Origin of the sequence: Rhizobium hidalgonense, from assembly GCF_002914525.1 — a bacterium.
In the GTDB taxonomy this organism is placed as follows: Bacteria; Pseudomonadota; Alphaproteobacteria; order Rhizobiales; family Rhizobiaceae; genus Rhizobium; species Rhizobium hidalgonense.
The window spans coordinates 55,437-77,687 of sequence record NZ_LODW01000055.1 but is presented as its reverse complement, the minus strand read 5'-3'; the positions used below and the strand labels follow the sequence as shown (position 1 = coordinate 77,687).

Genomic DNA, 22,251 nt, shown 5'->3' with positions numbered 1-22,251 from the left:
CGATTTTAGGAAAGACACGCGATCCCGGGTGGCATCATCGGTTCGAAAACGACGATATTCAAACACACGACGGAAATGCGTCGCACGAAGAATTTCGATGCGGCCGCGCGTGATGAATGAAGAAGTCCGGAAGAACGAAAAAGGGATCGGATGCCGATCACCCAGAAAGGCGAAAACCGCCGCAACGCCGGCATTTGCCGGCGTCTATCATAGCCGATCAGCCGACGACGCCGCAAACCATGGCGACGACGAACAGGAATGCTGCCGTGAAGATTGCTCCATGGAGCACCGTTTGAAGCCTGTGGCGCGTGGTCAGCGGCTTCTTGGTCTCTACGGAACCGTACTGGTTCACGTGAGCATGCGAAATACCCAGATCTGCCATATGTCGCCTCCGTTGTTCTCGTGCGGCCGGTTGTGCGGCTCGCGTTTGTTTTCTTACATTCTCTATCAACTAGGTAGAGATAAATTTCCGTCCAGAGCGAACGAAAGAGAAAATTCAACCAGCCCTTTTAGCAGCTCGCCTTTTCAGCCGCCCACTTTTCAGCAGCCCGTCTTTTTCAGCAGAGTGTGCGCCATGCCCAGATCCACGAGCGCTCGACGGCGTCCTCGGCCTGACCGAGGTTGGCGGGGATCTCGAGCAGCCGACGATCCTTTTCCGCAGTTAGGGAGACCGAAACCTGTTCCCGACGATCGGCTTTAACCGGTGGATCGAGGTAGCCCATGGTCATCCCACCGAGAAAGAACATGCCTCAACCTCCATCGATCACGAAAGCTAACAATCGTTAACAGGATCATGACAGAAGCGGGGCGGCTGTCAATAGTCTAGTTGAATGGTCGTCTTTTAGGGAAATCTTATCCTTAACGCCGCCGCCGGTCTTTTCTTTTCAACGGGTTGAAAAGATTGCCTTTCAGGCTTTGACGAAACCCTTGCTGGCGATCATCAAATTTCTCGTGTAGTCCTCATGAACCGCGCCCTCCGCCAACGCCCGAGAGGTGAGCCGCTCGACGACGGCGCCGTTGCGCATCACCGCCAGCCTTTCACACATATGGGTGACGACGCCGAGATCATGGCTGACCATCACGAAGGTGAGCTTGCGGTCGCGCCGGATCTGCTCCAGCAGGTTCAACACCTCGGCCTGCACCGAGGCGTCGAGCGCCGATGTCGGCTCGTCGAGCAGCAGGATCGACGGCTCGACGATCAGCGCCCGGGCAATCGCCACACGCTGCCGCTGGCCGCCGGAGAGCTGGTGCGGGTAGCGGAAACGGAACCCGTTGCCCAGACCGACCTCGTCGAGCGCGCGGGCGATACGCGTCTCGCTGTCGGAAATACCGTGGATCGCCAGCGGCTCGAGCAGCAGCCGGTCGATGGTCTGGCGCGGGTGCAGCGAACCATAAGGATCCTGAAAGACCATCTGCACGCGCCGATAGAAAGATTTGCTGCGTTTCAAGCCTCTCAGCGCTTCGCCATCGATGTTGATCGCGCCCCCACTGATCGGCGCAAGCCCGGCCACGGCCCGCAGCAGGGTCGATTTACCCGAGCCGGATTCTCCGACGAGCCCGAAGGATTCCCCGCCTTGGACGGCAATGCTGACATCCTTCAGCGCATGAAAATCATCGTAGACCACACTGAGATTGTCGATCTCGAGAGCCGCGCTCATGCCGCCCACTCCGGCCTGCGGTCGAGCACCGGCAGCGGATGACGGTTCTGGCCGATCTCGGGCATGCAGTTCAGCAGCCCTTGCGTATAGGGATGCTGCGCATGTTTGAGATCGGCAGCGGCCAGTTCCTCGACGATTTTTCCGGCATACATGACGATGACCCGGTCGCAGAATGAGGAAACCAGCCGGAGATCATGGGAGACGAAGATCAGCCCCATGCCGCGCTCGGCCACCAGCCTGTCCATGATTTTGAGCACATCGAGCTGCACCGTTACGTCGAGCGCCGAGGTCGGCTCGTCGGCGATCAGCAGTTCAGGGCCGGCGATCAGCATCATGGCGATCATCGCGCGCTGGCCCATGCCGCCCGAAACCTCATGCGGATGCAGGTCAAAGACCCGTTGCGGGTCGCGGATCTGCACTGCTTCCAGCATGGCGAGCGCCCGTTCGCGCGCCTCCGCCTTGCCGACCTTTTCATGCGTGCGCAGCGTTTCGCAGATCTGCCGCCCGATGGTCATGACCGGATCGAGCGAATATTTCGGATCCTGCAGGATCATGGCGATGCGTTTGCCGCGCAGCCTGCGCCTTTCGCCGGCCGAGGCATTGATGAGATCAATGCCGTTGAAATCGAGCTTGTCGGCCGTGACGATGCCGTGTTTCGGCGTCAGCCCCATGATCGCCCGGCCGGTCTGCGACTTGCCGGAACCGGATTCGCCGACGATGCCGAGCCTTTCCTTGCCGAGCGTGAAAGAGACGCCGCGCACCGCCTCGATCACCCCGGTGCGGGTGGGGTAGCTGACCTTGAGCTTGTCGACCGTCAGAAGTGTGGTCATTGGCCGCTCTCCTTCGGATCGAGCGCGTCGCGCAGGCCGTCGCCTAAGAGATTGAAGCCGAGGCTGACGATCAGGATGGCGATGCCGGGCATCGCCGCCACCCACCATTGATCGAGAATGAAGCGCCGACCCGAAGCGATCATCGCACCCCATTCCGGCAGCGGCGGCTGTGCGCCCAGGCCGAGGAAACCGAGACCGGCCGCCGTCAGGATGATGCCGGCCATATCGAGCGTCACGCGCACGATCAGCGAGGAAATGCAGAGCGGCACGACATGGCGCACGATGATGCGGATCGGCGAGGCGCCCATCAGCCTTACCGCCGAAATATAATCGGAACGCCGCACCGTCAGCGTCTCGGCGCGCGCGATGCGGGCATAGGGCGGCCAGGATGTGATGGCGATGGCGATGATCGCGTTCTGGATACCTGGACCAAGCGCGGCGACGAAGGCGAGCGCCAGCACCAGCTTCGGAAAGGCGAGAAAGATATCGGTGACGCGCATCAGCGTCGCGTCGACCCAGCCTCCGGCATAACCCGATACCGTGCCGACGATCAGCCCGACCGGCGCCGAGATCACAGCGACGAGCACGACGACAAGCAGAGTCAATCGCGATCCGTAGATCAGCCGCGAATAGATATCGCGGCCCTGGTCATCCGAACCGAGCAGGAAGCCGCTCGTTCCCGGCGGCAGCAGCCGGGCATTGCGCAGATCGCCGACGACAGGATTGTGCGTGGCAAGCACGTCGGCGAAAGCGGCGATGAAAAGCAGCGCGACGATGATCAGCAGGCCGACCACGGCAAGCCGGTTGGCCGTGAATTGCCGCCAGGTGACGTAGGCGCGGCCGAGACGGGCCTGCATGCGCGATTGCGGCCGGTCGGACAGCAGCCATTGGCGGCGGCTCATCGTTGGAGAGGGGCTGGCGGGAGCCGTCATCGGTTTTTCGTCCTTGGGTCGAGCGTTCGGTAGAGAAGATCGGACAGAAGGTTGATGCCGATGAAAACCGTGCCGATGACAATGGTGCCGCCAAGCACGGCATTCATATCGGCATTCTGCAGCGAATTGGTGATGTACAGCCCAATGCCCGGCCAGGAAAAGACGGTCTCGGTCAGCACCGATCCTTCGAGCAGGCCGGCATAGGAAAGCGCGATGACGGTGACGAGCGGCACGGCGGCATTGCGCAGCGCGTGGCCCCAGATCACCCGCGTTTCCGAAAGCCCCTTGGCGCGCGCGGCAACGATATATTCCTGCGAAAGCTCGTTCAGCATGAAGCTGCGCGTCATCCGGCTGATATAGGCAAGCGAGAAATAGCCGAGCAGCGAAGCCGGCAGGATGATGTGGCGGAAGACGTCATAGAAGACGTCCCACTGCCCCTGCCAGGCGCTGTCCAGAAGGTAGAAGCCGGTGATCGGCGTGAAGGTATATTCGTAGACGATATCGATGCGGCCGGGAAAGGCCACCCAGCGCAGCTGCGCATAGAAGATGACGAGCGAGATCAGCGCCAGCCAGAAAATCGGCACCGAATAGCCGATCAGGCCGATGACGCGCACCAACTGGTCGGCGATGCTGCCGCGGCGCACCGCGGCGAGCACGCCGAGCGGCACACCGACGAAAGCGCCGATCAGTGTTCCCAATGTTGCCAGCTCGACCGTCGCCGGGAATGCCCGGCGAATATCGACCATGACAGGATTGGTCGTCAGCACCGAATTGCCGAAATCGCCGGACAGGACGCCTTTCACATAAATGTAGAACTGCTGATAGAGCGGCAGGTCGAAGCCCATCTCCCGCCGCACGCGCTCGACGACATGGTGGGGGGCGCGGTCGCCGAGGATGGCGAGCACGGGATCGATCGGCACGACGCGGCCGATGAAGAAGGTGACGGCGAGAAGGCCGAAATAGGTGGTGACGGCGGCAAACAGGAACCGGCCTGCCGCCTTTGCGAAGGTACCGGCACGGCGCTTTCGGGGCCGCGCCTCCTGTGTTGTTGCGACGGTGCTCAAGCGACCAATCCTGCCGGACTATTCCTTGGCGATCGGACCGACGAAATTGGTGTCGAAGCTCGGACCCAGTTTGAAGTGCTTCACGCTTTTGCGGTAGCCGGCCACCTCGGTCTGCTGGAAGATGAAGACGAAGGGGCTGTTGGCCAGGTATTTCTTCTGGATATCCTGATAGATGGCGGCGCGCTTGCCGGCGTCGCGTTCCAGAAGTGCAGCCTTGGCTTGCTTGTCGAGTTCCGGCGCTTCCCAGGTATTGCGCCATGCGAGCGTCTTTACCGTGCCGGCATCGGAATTGTCGGGATTGCCGGTGAAGGTATCGGCATTGGAATTCGGGTCGAAATAATCAGACCCCCACTGGCCGATATACATGTCGTGGGTGCGGGCGCGGTATTTGGTCAGCGTCTGCTTGCCGTCACCCGGGATGATTTCCATCTTCACGCCGGCCTGCGCCAGCGTTTGCTGCATGGATTCAGCGATGCCGGTCACCGGCTGCGTGTTGCGCACGTCCATGGTGATCGAGAAACCATCGGGCACGCCGGCCTTCGCGAGCAGTTCCTTGGCCTTGGCGACGTCGAGCTTGTAAGGGTTCTCATCGAGCGCGCCGAGCTGGCCCTTCGGCAGGAAGGTCTGATGGATTTCGCCGATACCCTTGATCAGGGTCGCGCCGATCGCATCGTAGTCGACCAGATATTTGAAGGCTTCTTGGACCTCAGGCTTCTTCAGGTTCTCGTTCTTGTTGTTCAGGCTGACATAATAGATCGTGCCCTTCGGCGCGCTCGTCGTCGCCAGATCGGCATTCTTCGAAACGGCGTCGATATCACCCGGCTCGAGGTTGCGGGCGATATCGATATCGCCGGCTTCGAGCGCCAGCCGCTGGGCCGAGCTTTCCTTCATAAAGCGATAAATGACGCGATTGAGCTTCGCCTTGTCGCCGTAATAATTGTCGTTACGCTCCAGCACGACGACTTCATTGGCCCGCCATTCGCGCAGCTTGTAGGCGCCGGAACCAGCATAGCCGGTCTTCAACCATTCATTGCCGAAATCATTGTCGTATTTGTGCTCGGCATCCGGCGTCACTGCCTTCACATGCTCCATCACCAGCTTCTTGTCGACGACGGAAGCAACGGTCGCCGTCAGGCAGTTCAGCACGAAGCTCGGCGCATAGGCCTTGTCGACGGTGAAGACGAAGGTATTGGCATCGGCCGCCTTGGCCTTTTCGGTGACATTGTCGCCGGTTAGGCCGAACTGGGTGAGGATGAAGGCCGGGCTCTTGTCGAGCTTGACGGCGCGCTCGAACGACCAGGCGACGTCTTCGGCGGTGATCGGATTGCCGGAGGCGAATTTCAGGCCTGACTTCAGCTTGAACGTATAGGTCAGACCGTCATCGGAAACGCTCCAGCTGTCGGCCAGATCGCCCTTGACCTTGGACGTGTCGTCCATATCCAGACGGACGAGCAGGCTGTAGCTGTTGCTGGTAATTTCGGCCGTCGACAGCTCGAACGCCTCGCCCGGATCCATCGTGATGATGTCGTCGATGGCAAAACCCTCGACCAGCGTATCCTTGGGTGTCTCGGCAAAGGCCGAGGGTGCGGTCATCATCAGCAGCGAAAGAGCGGCGCCTGCGGAAAGCAGTCGGAAATTGCGGCTGAGCTTGGTGATCATCATGGTCTGTTCCCCTGTTCTTGCTTGATTACGAAGCGTTTTGTCGGTCATCTCACATTAAACTACTGTCCATTCCTGGCGCGTCCAGAGGCGCTCAGCGCTTTAAGCGTGGTCCTCCCGCCAAGCTTGTGCCAGGATGCGAAGCCAATTTTCACGGGCAAGTTTCGTCAGATCGGCTTCACCATATCCAACCTCCCGGAGAGCGGCAATCAGCTTCTGATTGCCGGCCGCATCGCCGATTTCTTCCGGAATGGTTGCACCATCGAAGTCCGATCCGAGCCCCACGCAATCGATGCCGATGCGGTTCACCAGATAGTCGATGTGACGGATCATATCGGCAAGGGGTGTGTCGCTGTCCGAGCGGCCGTCGGGACGCAGCATGGCGGTGGCATAATTGATGCCGACGAGGCCGCGGCTTTCACGGATTGCATCGAGTTGCCTGTCCGTCAGATTGCGGGCGACCGGCGTCAATGCGTGGGCATTGGAATGGCTGGAGACCAGCGGCTGGTCCGTCGTCTTCGCCACGTCCCAGAAACCTTTTTCGGTGATATGGGCAAGGTCGACCACGATACCGAGGCGATTGCATTCCCTGACCAGCTCGAAGCCGGCATCGGTGAGGCCGGGCGCCGTATCCGGCGACATCGGGAAGGCGAAGGGCACGCCGTAACCGAAGACATTGTGCCGGCTCCAGACCGGACCCAGCGACCGCAGCCCGGCTGCATAAAATAGCTCGAGCGCCGCAAGATCGGCGCCGATCGCCTCGCAGCCTTCCATATGCATGACGGCGGCAAAAATATTGTCCGCCATGGCGCCGCGGATATCCTTCACCGTCCGGCAGAGCCGCCAGGCGCCGGCCTGGTCGAGCCGCAGCGCGATCGCCGCCATTTCGGTGGCAATGGCAAGGGAAGGCAGCGGATCGAGAGGCGCCGCCATCGGCGTGATATAACGGCCGTCGGCATCCGGATCGGCAAAGACCAGATCGCCGGAGGGAATATAGATCGCGCAGAGACCGCCCGAAAGGCCGCCCTCTCTGGCCCTCCGTGCATCGATATGGCCGAGCGTCGTGCCGTCTGCGAATTCCGCGATCGGGTCGCTGCCGTCTTTTGAATGTGTCCAGAGTCGAAGGAGAACGTCGTTGTGACCGTCAAATACGAATTGCATCTGTCTTCCTGGCTGCCCTACTGCTTAATTCCTCAAATCGGAATCGATTTAAGAATAAAATTATGCAGCATTCAAAGTGCTGCAGCGTCCTTTGCGCGTCTTTTCAGAAGCGTGGCGCTGTAGAGGGCGAATGAAATGGCAGAATAGAAAAGCTGACGGAATTCGCCACCTCTTTTTTAAAAGTCCGTGGTCGGTGCTAAAACGAAACGGGGGCCGAAGCCCCCGTTAAAATCATCGGATCGCGCCATTTGAGATCAGTGCTTGCGGCGCTTCTTCTGTCGGTAGACGTCGATGACGACAGCCGCGACGATGATGAGACCTTTGACGATCTCCTGGTAATAGGCATCGATCCTGAGGAAGGTAAAGCCCGAGGTCATGACGCCGAGGATGATGGTGCCGATGACGGTGCCGGTGATGCGCCCGACGCCGCCGGTGAGCGAGGTGCCGCCGATGACGGTCGCAGCGATCGCGTCGAGTTCATAACCGACACCCATGCTGGCCTGTGCGGTTTCAGCGCGGGCCGCCGTAACGATCCCGGCGAGACCTGCCAGCAATCCGGCGATCACGTAGACCTTAACAAGATGCGCCTCGATGTTGATGCCGGAAACGCGCGCGGCCTGCGGGTTGGCGCCGATGGCATAGGTGAACTTTCCATAACGGGTGTAACGCAGCGCAATGTGAAAGATCAGCGCAACCACCAGGAAGACGACGACCGGCCAGGCTTTGGTTCCGATGAAGTGAAACTGCTCGGTAATCCCGGACACCGGCTGTCCCTTCGTATACCACTTCGCCACACCGCGGGCCGAAACGAACATGCCGAGCGTTGCAATGAACGGCGGGATTTTCGTGTAGGCGATGAGCGCGCCGTTGGCGAGACCCGCCGCCGCGCCGATCAGCAGGCCGACCATGATCGGCACGAAAGCCGGCAGGTCGGTCAGTGAGGGAAAGACCGCCCGTCCCCAGGTCGACGACTGGGCGAAACTCGTTGCGATCATCGCCGTCATGCCGACGACCGAGCCCGAGGAAAGATCGATGCCGCCGGTGATGATGACCTGCGTGACGCCGACGGCGATGATGCCGATGACGGAGACCTGCAGGATCATGATCGTCAGGCGCTGCGAATTCATCAGAAAGCTTTGGCCGATGAACATCCAGCCGAGCACTTCGTAGATCAGCGCAATGCCGACGAGCACGAGGAAAATGCTGAGCTCGGTCGGCATGCGCCGACGCCTTTGCCGGGTTGCGAGCGGAGCCGCGCCCTCTGCTGCCTTTGTACTCATGTCGAACCTCCCTTGGACGATCGCAGACGGCGCATCACTGCGCAGCCAGCTCCATCACCTTGATCTGCGTTGCTTCATCGCGATTGAGGAAACCGGTCACGCGCCCCTCATGCATGACCATGATGCGGTCGCTCATCCCGAGAACCTCGGGCATCTCGGACGAAATCATGACGACGGCCACGCCGTTTCGCGCCATCTCCGTCACCAGCCGGTGGATTTCCGCCTTGGCGCCGACATCGATGCCGCGCGTCGGCTCGTCGAGGATCAGGATCCGCGGATTGGTGAGCAACCAGCGACCAATCAGCACTTTCTGCTGATTGCCGCCGGAAAGATTTTCCACCCGCTCGTAAAGATTGGGCGTTTTTACCCGCAGCTTTTTTGCCATGTCTTCGCAGGTTGCCTCGATCGCCCCCTGCTGGACGAAACCGCCCTTGACATACCTGTCCTGCAGAACGGCGATCTGCATGTTTTCCAGAATATCGAGGATCAGCAGACAGCCGGTATCTTTGCGGTCCTCGGTCAGGAACGCCATCTGGTGGCGGATCGCCTCCGTCGGCGAAGAAATCGTCACCGGCTTGCCGTAGAGCTCGATCGAGCCGGAGCTTGCCGGCGTCACACCAAACAGCGTTTCGGCGACGTTCGATCGCCCGGAACCGACAAGGCCGGCCACGCCGAGGATCTCGCCCGCCCTCACCTCGAAGGAGACGTCCTTGAAGACGCCGTTGAGGCAAAGATCCCTAACGGAGAGCATGACCTCGCCGATCGGCACTTCTTCTTTCGGAAACATCTGGGTGATTTCGCGCCCGACCATCATTCGGATGATGTCGTCGCGGGTAACGTCGGTCGAAGCATGCGTGCCGATATATCGGCCGTCACGGAAGACGGAGAACTCGTCGGCGATCTCGAACAGCTCGTTCATCTTGTGGGTGATGTAGACGATGCCGATGCCCTGAGCCCTGAGATCGCGGATGATGCGGAAGAGATGCTCGACCTCGCGCTCGGTCAGAGCCGAAGTCGGCTCGTCCATGATCAACACGTCGGAATTATAGGAAACCGCCTTGGCGATCTCAACCATCTGCCGATTGGCGACCGACAGATATCGGACTTCGATATCGGGATCGATATCAATATTGAGCCGGGTAAACAGTTCTTCGGTCATCCGATGCATGACGCCGTGATCGACGAAGCCGAGGCGGTTCTTCGGTTCGCGGCGGATCCAGATATTTTCCGCGACCGTCATGAACGGCATCAGGTTCAGTTCCTGATGGATCATGGCAATGCCGTTTTCCAGCGCGTCGAGCGGAGATTTCAGCCGGATCTCGACGCCTTTCAGGCGGATATCGCCCTTGTCGGGTATGTAGATGCCGGCAAGGATCTTCATCAATGTCGATTTGCCGGCGCCGTTTTCGCCCATCAGCGCATGCACGGAGGCGCGCTTCAGCCGGAACTGCACATCGTCGAGGGCGACGACGCCCGGAAATTCCTTGCGAACGCCCTCGGCGCTCAACAGATATTCCGCATTGGGAACTGCACCGCTCGCACGCACGGCGGCCATAGTTGTCGGGCTGACGGCCATATCATCTCCTCCAAATACGGACAGGCGGAAAGGATGCGGGCAGAGCCCGCATCCCGCACTCGTCTCAGTTCTTGGTGACGAAGTCCTTGACGTTTTCAGGCGTGACGAGCTGGAAGGGAATGTAGACCTTCTTCTCGATCTTTTCGCCCTTGGCGAGCTTGAGCGCAGCGTCGAGCGAGCCCTTGCCCTGGCCGGCAGCGTCCTGGAACACCGTGACGTCGAGATCGCCGGCCTGCATGGCGGCGAGCGCGTCCTGCGTGGCGTCGACGCCGCCGACGACGACCTTGGTCATGTCCTTGCCGGCTGCCTTCAGCGCCTGGATGGCGCCGATCGCCATTTCGTCGTTGTTGGAGATCACGGCGTCGAATTCGATGCCGCTGGAGAGCCAGTTGGTCATCAAGTCGGCGCCCTGGGTGCGGTCCCAGTTGGCCGTCTGCTCTTCGACGATCTCAAGGCCCTTGCATTCATCGGTCTTGACGACGTCATGGACGTCCTGGGTGCGCATACGCGCAGCCTGGTTGGAAAGCTCGCCCATGATGACGACGGCCTTGCCCTTGCCGCCGAGAATGCGGCAGATTTCCTTGGTTTCCAGCGTGCCGGATTCCTGCTCGTTGGAGGCGACGAAGGCCTGCTTGTCCGGCAGCGTGTCGACATTGACCGGCTGGCGGTTGACGTAGACAAGCGGAATGCCGGCATCGGCGGCGAGCTTGGACATTGCCGTGGTTGCGTCGGTATCGACAGGGTTGACGATGATTGCATCAACCTTGGAGGCGATGAAATTCTGGATCTGGCTCTGCTGCTTGGAAACGTCGTTCTGTGCGTCTTCGACCTGCAGCGTCACGCCGGAAAGCGTCTTTGCATAATCGGTCATGCCGTTGCGCAGAACGGTCAAGAAGTTGTCGTCGAACTTCGCCATCGAGACGCCGACGGTTTCTGCGTGCGCGGCCGTCGACATGACGAGCGCCAGCGCAGTGCCCAGGATAAACTTTTTCATTTTCACTTCCTCCACAAGCGGTGCCCGGCTGCACCCTCCTCACGCCGGAGCTCCAGGCACTTGCCTTGGAGCGCAATTCCCGCGCCACCTCTCCCGCGGCGCAAAACGGAACAAACAAACCGTAAAATTTGTTCTTCGGAATATTCATTCCATTTTCTGGGAACGACGTCAAGCCTCTTTAGAAGCGACGAGGTACGGATAAGGACGCAATGCGGCGGGCTTAACCATCGGCGCCTGATTTCCCTCTGTTGTGAAAGATCAGCGGCGCATCCATTTATGGGAAGTCAAAGACAGCGCCGGGGCCGCAGGCGTCTTCGACATCGAGACGCGGCCGGTCATTTAAAGATTTTGGAGACAGGACAAATGTCCATTTCGATCTATCGCCTCACCGTTCCGATGTTCCAGCGCGGCCTCGCCAGCCTGAAGACCTACCTCGACAAGGCCGAGGCCTATGCCAAGGAAAAGAATATCGATCCCGCCATATTGGTCGCCGCGCGCCTGGCGCCCGACATGCTGCCGCTCTCCGGCCAGTATCAGCGCGCCAGCGACAGCGCCAAATTCACCCTCGCTCGCCTGACCGCCACCGATGCCCCGAAATTCGAGGACAATGAGAAGACCTTCGACGAGCTGCGCGAGCGCCTGGCAAAGACCGAAGCCTATCTCGCCAGCTTCTCACAGGAGGCGCTGGAGGGCGTCGAAAGCCGTCAGATCACCCTGCCTGGAAAGAGCGGTATCGTGCTCCCCGGTGACGAATATGTCACCGTCTTCGCCCTGCCGAACTTCTATTTCCACGTCACCACCGCCCACGCCATCCTGCGCAACCAAGGTGCGCCGATCGGCAAGCGCGATTATCTGGGGTGAAGCACATAACCCGAAACTCGGAATCGATTTTCGGAAAGGATTATGTGCCAGTTTAAAGCGCTCTAACATCAGGGCCGGCGCGTCACCGGCCCTTTTTCCGTCAGCTCGGTATAGGCGAGGGTCTGATCGAGATGCCGCGCCCGGAGCGACAGCAGCCTTTCGGCGTATTCAAGCCTGATCGCCGCATAGGCCGGATCGGCCGCGATATTGTCGAGCTCCATCGGATCGTCGCTCAGATTGAAAAGCAGCGGCGGCAATGCGGTAAAATGCACATATTTGAACCGCCCATCGCGGATCACCGCGAGATTGCATTCGTTCGGCTTGAGCCCGAAATACCGCTCCGCCTGGCCCTCGGCGATATCGCGGAAATCGAATTCCCAGAATGCCGCGTCCCGCCAGTCCGGCCTGCTGCTGCTCCCGCCATTGACGAACGGCATTAGCGACCGGCCGTCGAGCCCGTTCTTCGCCTCGACGCCGAGCCTTTCGCAAAGGGTCGGAAAAACATCCGCGGCGCTGGTAAAATCGTCGACGATCCCGCCGGCAGCACCGCTTGAAGGATCGCGAATGACCAGCGGAATATGATAGCTGCCTTCGAAGAAGCCGCCCTTCCCGAGCGTCCAGTGATCGCCCGCCATCTCGGCGTGATCGGAGGTAAAGACAATAAGCGTATCGTCCCAGGCGCCCGCATCCTTCAGGGCCTGCCAGATCCGGCCGAGCTGTGCATCGACCTCCGATATCATGCCGTAATAGATCGCCCTTATCGCGGCGAAGTCCTCACCGTTCCAGTCGACTAGCGGCCCCGTTGCGCCGTGGATGAAATTACCCTTGTCGGTGCGCGGCATGGCATAGGCGAGATAGGGATGACTTGTCTCTTCCACGTCGCGATCGGCCGCTCGCGAAAAAAACGGCCCCTCGCTTGGCTTGAACATCCGATTGAATGGTTCCGGCACGGAAAAGGGCGGGTGCGGACGCAGGAAAGAGACATGCGCAAACCACGGCCTGTCCTGTTCACCCAGCCAACGGATGAATTCACCGGCCAGGAACGCCGTCTGGGTCTCATCGCTGGAATAGGCCGGCGCCGCATCGGAAATTTCTCCAGGCTCCGCGCCGACGGGAATATGGATGTCGCGGCTGACGGCATTGGCATGGCCGCGGGACCGGAGCCAGGAGAGCCATTGCCTCTCATGCTCGGGCAGAAGCTGGCGCGAGGTAAAACCCGGCAGCACGCCTTCATAGGTGGTCAGATGCGGATCGCCGGCATCCATTGCCCGCGGATCGGGCGCCGTATCGGTGTAACCGAACAGCGTCGGATCGTATCCCGCCCGCCGCGCCGCCAGCGCCAGATTGTCGAAACGGGCGTCGAGCGGCGAGCCGTTGCGGCAGACGCGGTGGTTCATCTGGTAGAGGCCGGTATAGAGTGTGGCCCGGGCCGGCGAGCAGGGTGCGGCCCCGGCATAGTGCCGCCTGAAGAGTGTGCCTTCGCGCGCCAGCGCATCGACATTTGGCGTCTTCACGCAGGGATGCGCCGCGGCCGACAGGCAATCGCCGCGCCACTGGTCCGCCGTGATCAGCAGAATGTTCGGCCGGCGATCCGGTGTTTTAATGCTGGTTGGTTTTGGCATGCCAGTTCCAGGCGGAGCGGATGATCTCGGACAGATCATACTGCGGCACCCAGCCGAGCACGTCGCGCGCCTTGTCGTTATTGGCGACGAGCGTATGCGAATCGCCTTCGCGCCGGCCGATATATTCGACCGGGAAAGGCCTGTTCGACACGTCCTCGATGGCGCCGAGCAATTCCTTCACCGTCGTGCCGGTGCCGGTGCCGAGGTTGAGCGCGACGGAATCGCCGCCCTTCAAGAGATATTCGACGGCGCGCACATGCGCATCGGCAAGATCGAGCACATGGATATAGTCGCGCACGCAGGTGCCGTCGCGGGTCTCGTAATCGCTGCCGAACACTTTGAAGCCCTGGCGGCGGCCGAGGGCCGCATCGATCGCCAGCGGTATCGCATGCGTCTCCGGCTGGTGCCATTCGCCGATCCGGCCTTCGAAATCGGCGCCGGCCGCATTGAAATAACGCAGCACCACCGAGCGCAGGCTCCGGTACTGGTCGTAATCGGCGAGCGCCTGCTCGACGATATATTTCGTCCGCCCGTAGGGATTGATCGGCACCTGCCGGTGCGACTCGTCGAGCGGCACGCTCTGCGGCAGACCGTAAGTGGCGCAGGTAGAGGAGAAGACGAAGGCGTTGATGCCGGCTGCCTGCGCCGCCGAAAGCAGCGTCAAGGTGCCGATGACATTGTTCTCATAAAAGGAGACCGGATCCTTGACCGATTCGCCGACCTCGATCAGCGCCGCAAAATGCAGGATCGCCGCCGGCTTGTGCTCGGCCAGCACCTCATCCAGCCGGGCGCGATCACGAATATCGCCTTCCTCGGCCGGGCCCCATTTGACGAACTCGCGATGGCCGTTCGAAAAATTATCGAAGACGACAGGCTTGTAGCCCTTGTTCGCCAGGTCAAGACACGTATGCGAGCCGATATAACCGGCGCCGCCGACCACAAGAACCGTTTCACCTGCCATGCACCACCCTTATTATTAGCGAGAGATAAAAGAAACCTAGACGAGATACACGTCAATAAAAAGAAGGAATTGCGTTAAAACAAAAAGGTAGAGTCCGCGCTTGAATGCTGAACCGCCCTAGGCGCGAACGGACAACAGGTCAAATGCCGAACCGCCCGGCCCTGCGCGTTCTATGCCGGATCGGCGACTGGCGAATTATTCGCGTGATTTGCATAAACACCCGTTTTAAGGGGCTTTACGATCATATGATGCAACGGTCCGCAGCCATCAGCCAGGGAGCGCGCGAATGAGAAAGGCATTGGTCGTTTGGGGCGGCTGGCAAGGCCATGAGCCGGAGCAATGCGCTGAGATCGTCACCGATCTCCTGCGCGAGGACGGTTTTGCGGTCGAGGTCACCGGCGATCTCGGCATATTCGGATCTCCGACGCTTGTGAAAGCCGATCTGCTGGTGCCGATCATCACCGGCGAAACGCTCGAAAAACCCCATGCCTTGGCCCTGGTCGAAGCGGTGCGCGGCGGGCTCGGGCTTGCTGGCCATCACGGCGCGCTCGCTACCTCCTTCAAGGAAAGCGCGCCGTTCCGCTATGTCTCCGGCGTCACCTGGGTTGCCCATCCCGGCAATATCATCGACTTCCGTGTCGCCGTCACCCGCCAGGACGATCCAGTCATGGAGGGCATTCCCGATTTCGATTACCGTTCGGAGCAATATTACCTCCACTACGATCCCACCGTCGAAATCCTGGCGACCACCACCTTCACCGGCGCTTACGATCCGGCCGCGCGCAATGTCGTGATGCCTGTTGTTTTCAAGCGCCATTTCGGCGCCGGCCGCATCTTCTATTCCGCTCTCGGCCATGTCGCGGCCGAATTCGACCATCCCTACATGCCCCTCATCCTGCGCCGCGGCCTGAGCTGGGCCGCCCGTCGATAGTCTGGGACGGGCAATCCTTGCCGACCGCCTGCCCCCGCCATAATTTGCCCGCATGCCGGATCGCTTCTCTTTCTTCCCCGCCACAACAGACCGCCTGGCCGAAATAGAAGCGGTCTTCGACGATTGCGCCGACGCCCGCAACTGCCGCTGCGCCTACTGGTATCTTCCGAATGCCGATTACAAAGCCGGATGGGGTGAGGGAAATCGCAGCTGGTTTCGAAGCCTTGTCGCAGAGCCGCGTCCACCGGGCATTCTCGCCTATCATGAGAACGAGCCGGCCGGATGGTGCGGCGTGGCGCCACGCGTCGTGTTCGACCGGCTGCGCCGCTCAAAACCCTTTGCCCCGGTCGATGACACGCCGGTCTGGTCGATCAATTGCTTCATCGTCCGCAAGCCGTTCCGGCGGCAGGGCCTGTCGCGGCTGCTTTTGAAACATGCCGTCGAATTTGCCAGCGCAAACGGGGCCGATTGTCTCGAGGCATACCCTGTCGACCAAGTGGCCCGCGCCTCGAACGGAGGCGAGCTCTATCCGGGAACGCTTGCGATGTTCCGTGATGAAGGTTTCGTTGAAGTGGCAAGGCGTCTGCCGGCAAGACCGATCGTGCGCCTGCAATGCAGCTGACTATTCGGACGTTGGCTACAGTGCTTAGAGCGGTTCCGGTTTTCCATGGGGGCGCAGAACCGCTCTAACCTTTTGTTTATACGCTAACGGGCCGCCTTCAGCTGCCGATCGTCCTCGACGGCAGGCGCCGCCTCGTCATAGACCCGCATCAGCCGCCCGGCCGCCTTCAGCTTCGCGATAAGATCGTTTCCATCGGCCGAGGCCTTGGTCAGCTCCAACTGCTCGAACTCCCGCAGCGCCTGCGCCCAATGGCTTTCCCCGCGCCCATCCGGCCTGCCTTCCGATTCCCACAGTGAATAAGCGCGCTGGCTTACCCAGGCGTCTTTATTATGACTCATCATCAACCCCAGCGAGAAATTTGGAAACAATATTCGATAGGCAACAAGGTGCCAAAACCGGCTTTAGGAGTCGTTACGAGGCAGCGTTAGTTTTTAGCTAATACAACAGCTTGGCCTCCTACCGTCTCCGGGTTAGGGTCCCAGCAGAAACGACAGCGATGACCGATGGCAGCAAAGACAACTCTCAACGCGAAAAACCTGGAAGCCCTCGGCGCCCAACGTCTCGCCGAACTGCTGATCGAGATCAGCATGGGCAGCGCCGCCCACAAACGACGGCTTCGAATGGAGCTTGCCGGCAATCAAGGCAGTGCCGAAGTGGCACGCGAAGTGCGCAAGCGCCTGGCCAGCATCGCGCGAGCCCGCAGCTTCATCGAATGGCATAAGGTGAAAACTGTTAACGCGGACTTGGAAACGCAGCGATCGACGATCGTCACCGTCGTCGCCGCCGACGATCCGAAGGAGGCGTTCGATCTCATCTGGCAATTTCTTGCCGTCGCCGATTCCATATTCGAGCGATCCAACAGCGGCGACAGCGTTTTTATCGAAACCTTCCATCAGGCATGCGCCGATGCCGGCGTCATCGCCAGCGCCGCGGGCATCGGTATCGATGTCCTTGCCGACAAGATCTTCACTGCGCTGCAGGATAACGACCACGGCCAATATGATCCGCTGATCGCCGAGATGCTTCCGGCGCTGGGCGACGACGGCCTGGAACACTTGAAGAGCCGCCTGGTGCAATGGTCGAACGAAGCGGAGGAGAAGCCTGACGACGCCGACCGCGAGGTTTTCGGCAATGGGCCGATCTACAGGGATGAGATCGACGCCAACCATCGGCAAATGACGGCGCGCATCGCTCTGCAGGAAATTGCCGATGCCCAGAATGATGTCGATGCCTTCATCGCCCAGCTGCCGGAACAGACGTTAAGGGCGCCGATGATCGCAGCCGAGATTGCTGACCGTTTGCTCCTGGCTGGACGCGCCGAGGATGCATTGACGATTTTGGACGGCGCCGATCACAGGGGGCGGTTCGAACTGCCCTTTGAATGGCAGCGCGCCCGCGTCGAAGCACTTGCCGCGCTCGGACGAGGAGAGGAAGCGCAGGCCTATCAATGGCAATGCTTCGAGCAGTCGCTGAATGGCGAGCACCTTCGCGCTTTCCTGCGAAGGCTCCCCGACTTCGACGATATCGAGGCCGAGGAGAAGGCATTCGCCTTCGTCCATGGCTTTCCGGATGTTCACCCGGCCCTTGCCTTTTTCCTTACCTGGCCGGCACTGGCCGAAGCGGCGAAACTCATATCCAACCGTCACGCGGAACTGGACGGTAACTTGTACGAGCTGATGACGCCGGCCGCCGAGATACTGCAGGAGAAACACCCGCTCGCCGCCACCATGCTGCTGCGGGCGATGATCGGTTTCGCGCTCGATTACGGCCGATCCAGCCGTTACAAGCATGCCGCGCGCCATCTGGCAGAATGCGCGTCGCTGGCACCTCATATCGACGATTTCGGCAGCGCCCGGCCGCATGACGCCTATGTTATCGAGCTGAAGCGCAAACACGGAAACAAGCATGGGTTCTGGAGCCTGCTGCGTTAAGCCGACAATACCGGATCCCACCCACGAAAAGGACATCACCATGACCGGAACCGCATGGCACGCCGATCCGCTGAACTGGGGCAATGGCCCGCGTATTTTCGAGGCCTTCCTCGAACCGACCTGCCCTTACTCGGTCAGGGCTTTCAACAAGCTCGACGCCCTTCTTGAGCAAGCCGGCAGAGACAGGATCACCGTCAAGCTCCGTCAGCAGTCGCAACCCTGGCACATGTATTCCGGCGTGCTCGTCCGCTGCATCATCGCCGCCTCGACGCTGGAAGGCGGCAAGGAGACCGCAAAAAAGGTCATGGCCGCCATCGCCGCGCATCGCGAGGAATTCGAGTTCGACCATCACGCCAGCGGCCCGAATATGGACGTCACACCAGATCATTGAGCGTCTGGAAAGCTATAGCGGTGTGGCGCTGAAGGACGCCTTTGCGATCCCGGATCTCGACCGGGAGATCAAATGGCACTGCAAATACGCCCGGCAGAACGGCATCCACGTCTCACCGACCTTCATGATCGACGGCCTGGTGCAGGCGGACATGAGCAGCGGCGATGAGGTTGGAGCCTGGGTCGAGAAAGTGCTGGGCGGCTGACGCCCTGCCTGGCCTGCAAGTGCTCACTGGGCGGCAGTCTCTTACCTGCCGGCACCCACGAAATAGGAACGGCTGAAATAGAACGCGCTTGCTTGACTCACGAGCGCCCATCAATTGGCCTGACGCTCGTGAACGTTGCTTTGCAGCTCGCAAGCGGCACCTAACTGAGACAAATCGGAAGATCGCGGGGGAAACCTTAGAGTCCAAGTTCCAAGTGGCGGAGAGGGTGGGATTTGAACCCACGATACCCTTGCAGGTATGCCGCATTTCGAGTGCGGTGCATTCGACCACTCTGCCACCTCTCCGCGGTCTGGTCGGCGCTTGTTCGGCGCGGGCGTTCTCATAACGAGCATATGACGGGTTGGCAAGCCGAAAAGTCGAAGCATTCCATCCTTTTGCCTTGACAGCTTTTTGTCACTCGCGTATCTCGGCTGCGCGATAGGTTTGGAGTAATCCGTGCCTTGCCCGTCCCGCGCTCGCGTGGGGCATTTCACCGGCAGAAAGAGTTCGAGGCCAGCCCTCTGAAATCCCTGCTTAACATCGACTGATAAAAAGACGGCCGCCTTGCTCAAGCAGCGAGGAGAGCTGGAACGAACATGAAAGGATAAAAAATGTTCGCAGTCATCAAGACCGGCGGTAAACAGTACCGTGTGGCAGCCAACGACGTGCTGACCATCGAAAAGCTGGAAGCCACCGCTGGCGATTCCATTGAATTTACCGAAGTGCTCGTGATCGGCGAAGGCGCCGACGCTGCGATCGGTGCGCCCTTCGTTACCGGCGCCTCTGTCAAGGCAGAAGTCGTCGAACAGAACCGCGGCAAGAAGGTCATCGCCTTCAAGAAGCGCCGCCGTCAGAATTCGAAGCGTTCGCGCGGCCATCGTCAGCATCACACGGTCGTCCGTATCACGGACATCGTGGCTGCCAAGTAAGATCAACGGGTTTCAGGTTTAAAGGAGAACTCCAATGGCACACAAAAAAGCTGGCGGTTCCTCGCGCAACGGTCGCGATTCCGAATCCAAGCGCCTTGGCGTGAAGAAGTTCGGCGGCGAAGCCGTCATCGCAGGCAACATCCTCGTGCGTCAGCGCGGGACGCAGTGGCATCCGGGTTCCAACGTCGGCCTCGGCAAGGATCACACGATTTTTGCGCTTACCGCCGGCAATGTGAACTACCGAACGAAGGCCAACGGTCGCGTCTACGTGTCTGTCATGCCGAAAGCGGAAGCAGCGGAATAAGCCGGTAGCGCTTTAAAACAGCCGGCGTCTCATCGACCCGGCTGGCCGTATCAGGTTCAGTCTAGAAATCAGGGGAGATGGGGCGCCATCTCCCCTTTTTCTTTGTCCAAACAGGAGGACTGAACATGCAAGGCGAATTGTTAAGGGCAGACCAATCAAGGTCTCCCCGGGAAGACCAGCGGTCTCCCATGGAACGGCTGAGGCCGGAGCGGTTAAGGACCGATTGCCCTGTCTTACTATCGGAAAGGCTCGTCATGCGCGCGCCCCACGAAGAAGACATCGACGCCCTTGCCCATCTCGCCAACAACGCCAAAGTCGCCACCATGGTATCGCGTATGCCGCATCCCTATACCGCCGATGATGCCGCCGACTTTGTTTGGCGTACGCGAAATGGCGAGATTGGCAAATGCGTCTATGCGATCACCAAGGCCGAAAACGGCGCCTTTATCGGCTGCTGCGGTGTCGAGCCGCAGACCGACGGCAGGACTGTCGAAATCGGTTACTGGCTGGGCGAACCCCATTGGAACAAGGGTTATACGACCGAGGCCTGCCATGCCCTGGTCGATATGGTGTTCAGAACCCGCGAAAACGTCGATCAGATCGACGCTCGCTGCCGGGTGATGAACGTCGCCTCGCGCCGCGTCATTCAGAAGTGCGGCTTCCAGTTCCAGGGATCGGGGCTTGCCGCCTCGCTGGCGCTCGGCAGCAACGTGCCGGTGGAATGGTACAGGCTCGACCGCAAGACCTGGATATCGCTGCGAAGCTGGGGGAACATCGCATGAGCACGACCGCGCTGCAAAGGCCTGAGGTCAGGCCGATGATGCCCGGCCCCGCGCCTGTCATCTCGACTGCCCGGCTGACGCTTCGCCCGCACAGGCTGAGCGATGCGCCTGCGATCGCGGAATCGCTCTCCGATTTCGCGGTCACGCGCATGTTATCCCGCGTGCCCGCGCCGTTCGATCGGCAGGATGCGCTGGACTGGCTGATGCCGGTCACCTCGGGCACCCTGCCGGACTGGCCGCTGGCTATAACAGGCAAGGACGATGTCCATATCGGCAACGTCTCGATCGAGCTGCGCCACGGCCGCTGGCACCTCGGCTACTGGCTGAACCGCTACTACTGGCGGCGCGGCTATATGAGCGAGGCGGTGGGGGCGATCATCGAGCGCTTCTCGCGCCGCATGCCGGAGACGCCCGTTCATTCCGGCGTCTTCGCCGACAATCCGGCGTCGCTGCGGCTGCAGGAGAAGCTGGGTTTCCGCATGGTGGGTTGCGGCGAAATCTATTGTTTCGCCCGCAATACCATGGTTTCGCACATCGAAACCGTGCTGCAGCCGGGCATGCTGCAGCCGCGGAAGGTTGCCTGACACAGCATGATGCCGAAAAGTGTGAGCGGTTTTCGGACAACATCATGCTCATGTAAAAGGAGACGCCGTCAAACGACGGCGTCTCCGTCAATCGCCGATCGCGACCCAGAGCGGGAAATGATCGGACCCGACGGATTGCGTGTCGATCCGGGCGGATTTCAACCGGCTGACAAGGCCGCAACTGACGAAGCAATAGTCGAGATGCATGCGTTTGCCGTGATCTTCGGGATCCATCCAGCTATAGCTCTCCGGCCGATGGGCCTGAAGCGCCGCAAAGGCGTCGACCGGCGTGCCGATCCGGGCGATCCGGCCGTAATATCCGCCGCCGGCCCCGGCAAGCGCGCAATATTCCGGCGATTCCGGCTCCATGTTGAAATCGCCCATGATGACGTAGTCCTCCGGCAGCGACGGCTCCGGCAGATCGAATTCACCACCTCCCGTCAGCGACCCGCCCTCGTGAACGAAGGCATTGATATGGGCGTTCAGGAACTGCAGCTGGCGAATTCGTTCGTCTGCGGAAACGTGGTCGAGGTGGACGGAGTAGAGGCGGAGCGCTCCGCCCGGCGCTGCGATCACCGCCTCGGTGGCGCCGCGCTGCAGATTGATCTTGCCGATCGTGCGGCTGCGCGGCAGAAGCAGCGTCCTAATCGAGACAATTGGCCAGCGCGACAGCACCATGTTGCCGAACTGGAAACGGGTGCCGCGCACCGGCGCCGGCCCGCTCGGAGCCGCTTCGGCATGCATGTCGCAGGCCGGCCCATACACCCAGAAATAGTCGGGAAAGAGGGCGGCAATACCGGCCACCATGTCGGCAAAACCGTTGCGCGAGAAGCCGCGGGTCACCTCCTGCAGCGCGATGACATCGGCGCCCTCGAGGCTGCGGGCAATGCGCTCGAGATCGTATCTGCCGTCAAGACCGAAGCCGTACTGTATGTTATAGCTCGCAAAATTCACGATAATCTTTGACCTCCGTC

At 60.4% G+C, this 22,251-nt stretch carries 23 protein-coding genes, 1 tRNA gene and 1 pseudogene; 9 read left to right on the top strand and 16 right to left on the bottom strand.

Annotated features, from left to right (window positions below; translation table 11 throughout):
- Positions 1–217: 217 nt before the first annotated feature.
- The 11 genes from ATY29_RS36915 to ATY29_RS16095 all read right to left on the bottom strand — a co-directional run bounded on the left by ATY29_RS36915 (position 218) and on the right by ATY29_RS16095 (position 11,154).
- Positions 218–382: a hypothetical protein gene (locus ATY29_RS36915; RefSeq protein ID WP_003567599.1), complete on the bottom strand. Its 165-nt coding sequence runs from the start codon at positions 380–382 to the stop codon at positions 218–220.
- 175 nt (positions 383–557) lie between these two features.
- Entirely contained in the window at positions 558–746 is a 189-nt protein-coding gene (locus ATY29_RS16140) for a hypothetical protein (protein WP_025417345.1), read from the bottom strand.
- A 162-nt stretch (positions 747–908) separates the two neighbouring features.
- On the bottom strand, positions 909–1,658 hold the full coding sequence (locus ATY29_RS16135) for an ABC transporter ATP-binding protein (RefSeq protein WP_003567601.1): 750 nt from the start codon (positions 1,656–1,658) through the stop codon (positions 909–911).
- Positions 1,655–2,488, bottom strand: coding sequence for an ABC transporter ATP-binding protein (locus tag ATY29_RS16130; RefSeq protein WP_003567602.1), 834 nt, complete (start codon positions 2,486–2,488; stop codon positions 1,655–1,657). The genes ATY29_RS16135 and ATY29_RS16130 overlap by 4 nt, the downstream gene beginning before the upstream one ends.
- Complete coding sequence (locus ATY29_RS16125; RefSeq protein WP_003567603.1) at positions 2,485–3,420, bottom strand: ABC transporter permease; 936 nt, start codon at positions 3,418–3,420, stop codon at positions 2,485–2,487. Before ATY29_RS16125 ends, ATY29_RS16130 begins: the two co-directional genes overlap by 4 nt.
- Complete coding sequence (locus ATY29_RS16120; RefSeq protein WP_003567604.1) at positions 3,417–4,484, bottom strand: ABC transporter permease; 1,068 nt, start codon at positions 4,482–4,484, stop codon at positions 3,417–3,419. Before ATY29_RS16120 ends, ATY29_RS16125 begins: the two co-directional genes overlap by 4 nt.
- An 18-nt stretch (positions 4,485–4,502) precedes the next feature.
- A complete protein-coding gene (locus ATY29_RS16115; RefSeq protein WP_097536882.1) occupies positions 4,503–6,146 on the bottom strand; it encodes an ABC transporter substrate-binding protein in 1,644 nt (547 codons plus the stop codon).
- 99 nt (positions 6,147–6,245) lie between these two features.
- Positions 6,246–7,304, bottom strand: coding sequence for a dipeptidase (locus tag ATY29_RS16110; RefSeq protein WP_003567606.1), 1,059 nt, complete (start codon positions 7,302–7,304; stop codon positions 6,246–6,248).
- A 254-nt stretch (positions 7,305–7,558) separates the two neighbouring features.
- On the bottom strand, positions 7,559–8,584 hold the full coding sequence (locus tag ATY29_RS16105) for an ABC transporter permease (protein WP_003567607.1): 1,026 nt from the start codon (positions 8,582–8,584) through the stop codon (positions 7,559–7,561).
- A gap of 34 nt (positions 8,585–8,618) precedes the next feature.
- Positions 8,619–10,160 carry a sugar ABC transporter ATP-binding protein gene (locus ATY29_RS16100; RefSeq protein WP_097536881.1) on the bottom strand — a complete coding sequence of 514 codons (1,542 nt, stop codon included), beginning with the start codon at positions 10,158–10,160 and terminating at the stop codon, positions 8,619–8,621.
- A gap of 64 nt (positions 10,161–10,224) precedes the next feature.
- A complete protein-coding gene (locus tag ATY29_RS16095; protein ID WP_097536880.1) occupies positions 10,225–11,154 on the bottom strand; it encodes a sugar ABC transporter substrate-binding protein in 930 nt (309 codons plus the stop codon).
- Positions 11,155–11,517: 363 nt separating this feature from the next.
- On the opposite strand from ATY29_RS16095, the gene ATY29_RS16090 reads away from it, so the two are divergent.
- A complete protein-coding gene (locus tag ATY29_RS16090) occupies positions 11,518–12,015 on the top strand; it encodes a DUF1993 domain-containing protein (RefSeq protein WP_003567610.1) in 498 nt (165 codons plus the stop codon).
- 68 nt (positions 12,016–12,083) lie between these two features.
- On the opposite strand, the gene ATY29_RS16085 is transcribed toward ATY29_RS16090, so the two are convergent.
- Positions 12,084–13,637: an alkaline phosphatase family protein gene (locus ATY29_RS16085; RefSeq protein WP_097536879.1), complete on the bottom strand. Its 1,554-nt coding sequence runs from the start codon at positions 13,635–13,637 to the stop codon at positions 12,084–12,086.
- The gene (gene galE, locus ATY29_RS16080; RefSeq protein ID WP_097536878.1) at positions 13,615–14,598 is read right to left on the bottom strand and encodes a UDP-glucose 4-epimerase GalE; all 984 of its coding nucleotides are present in this window, start codon (positions 14,596–14,598) and stop codon (positions 13,615–13,617) included. The genes ATY29_RS16085 and galE overlap by 23 nt, the downstream gene beginning before the upstream one ends.
- Before the next feature lie 286 nt (positions 14,599–14,884).
- Between galE and ATY29_RS16075 the strand changes: the two genes are divergently transcribed.
- Positions 14,885–15,529 carry a ThuA domain-containing protein gene (locus ATY29_RS16075; protein WP_003567613.1) on the top strand — a complete coding sequence of 215 codons (645 nt, stop codon included), beginning with the start codon at positions 14,885–14,887 and terminating at the stop codon, positions 15,527–15,529.
- 52 nt (positions 15,530–15,581) lie between these two features.
- Positions 15,582–16,151, top strand: coding sequence for a GNAT family N-acetyltransferase (locus tag ATY29_RS16070; protein WP_003567614.1), 570 nt, complete (start codon positions 15,582–15,584; stop codon positions 16,149–16,151).
- An 83-nt stretch (positions 16,152–16,234) separates the two neighbouring features.
- On the opposite strand, the gene ATY29_RS16065 is transcribed toward ATY29_RS16070, so the two are convergent.
- Positions 16,235–16,489 carry a DUF2934 domain-containing protein gene (locus ATY29_RS16065; RefSeq protein WP_037091916.1) on the bottom strand — a complete coding sequence of 85 codons (255 nt, stop codon included), beginning with the start codon at positions 16,487–16,489 and terminating at the stop codon, positions 16,235–16,237.
- Positions 16,490–16,654: 165 nt separating this feature from the next.
- Here ATY29_RS16065 and ATY29_RS16060 point away from each other — a divergent pair, with 165 nt between their 5' ends.
- A complete protein-coding gene (locus ATY29_RS16060) occupies positions 16,655–18,082 on the top strand; it encodes a DUF6880 family protein (protein WP_097536877.1) in 1,428 nt (475 codons plus the stop codon).
- Positions 18,083–18,122: 40 nt separating this feature from the next.
- Positions 18,123–18,678: pseudogene (locus ATY29_RS16055) on the top strand (DsbA family protein).
- Between the two features lie 215 nt (positions 18,679–18,893).
- Here the strand turns inward: ATY29_RS16055 and ATY29_RS16050 are convergent.
- A tRNA-Ser gene (locus ATY29_RS16050) sits at positions 18,894–18,983 on the bottom strand.
- A 306-nt stretch (positions 18,984–19,289) separates the two neighbouring features.
- On the opposite strand from ATY29_RS16050, the gene rplU reads away from it, so the two are divergent.
- From rplU to ATY29_RS16030, 4 genes are all read left to right on the top strand, one after another.
- Positions 19,290–19,607 carry a 50S ribosomal protein L21 gene (gene rplU / locus ATY29_RS16045; RefSeq protein ID WP_003543907.1) on the top strand — a complete coding sequence of 106 codons (318 nt, stop codon included), beginning with the start codon at positions 19,290–19,292 and terminating at the stop codon, positions 19,605–19,607.
- Between the two features lie 34 nt (positions 19,608–19,641).
- Positions 19,642–19,911, top strand: a complete 270-nt coding sequence (rpmA, locus tag ATY29_RS16040; protein ID WP_003567620.1) for a 50S ribosomal protein L27 — start codon at positions 19,642–19,644, stop codon at positions 19,909–19,911.
- 125 nt (positions 19,912–20,036) lie between these two features.
- On the top strand, positions 20,037–20,693 hold the full coding sequence (locus ATY29_RS16035) for a GNAT family N-acetyltransferase (protein WP_097536876.1): 657 nt from the start codon (positions 20,037–20,039) through the stop codon (positions 20,691–20,693).
- The gene (locus ATY29_RS16030) at positions 20,690–21,277 is read left to right on the top strand and encodes a GNAT family N-acetyltransferase (RefSeq protein ID WP_097536875.1); all 588 of its coding nucleotides are present in this window, start codon (positions 20,690–20,692) and stop codon (positions 21,275–21,277) included. Before ATY29_RS16035 ends, ATY29_RS16030 begins: the two co-directional genes overlap by 4 nt.
- Positions 21,278–21,364: 87 nt before the next feature.
- Here ATY29_RS16030 and ATY29_RS16025 read toward each other — a convergent pair whose 3' ends face one another.
- Complete coding sequence (locus ATY29_RS16025) at positions 21,365–22,231, bottom strand: endonuclease/exonuclease/phosphatase family protein (RefSeq protein WP_097536874.1); 867 nt, start codon at positions 22,229–22,231, stop codon at positions 21,365–21,367.
- Positions 22,232–22,251 lie beyond the last annotated feature (20 nt).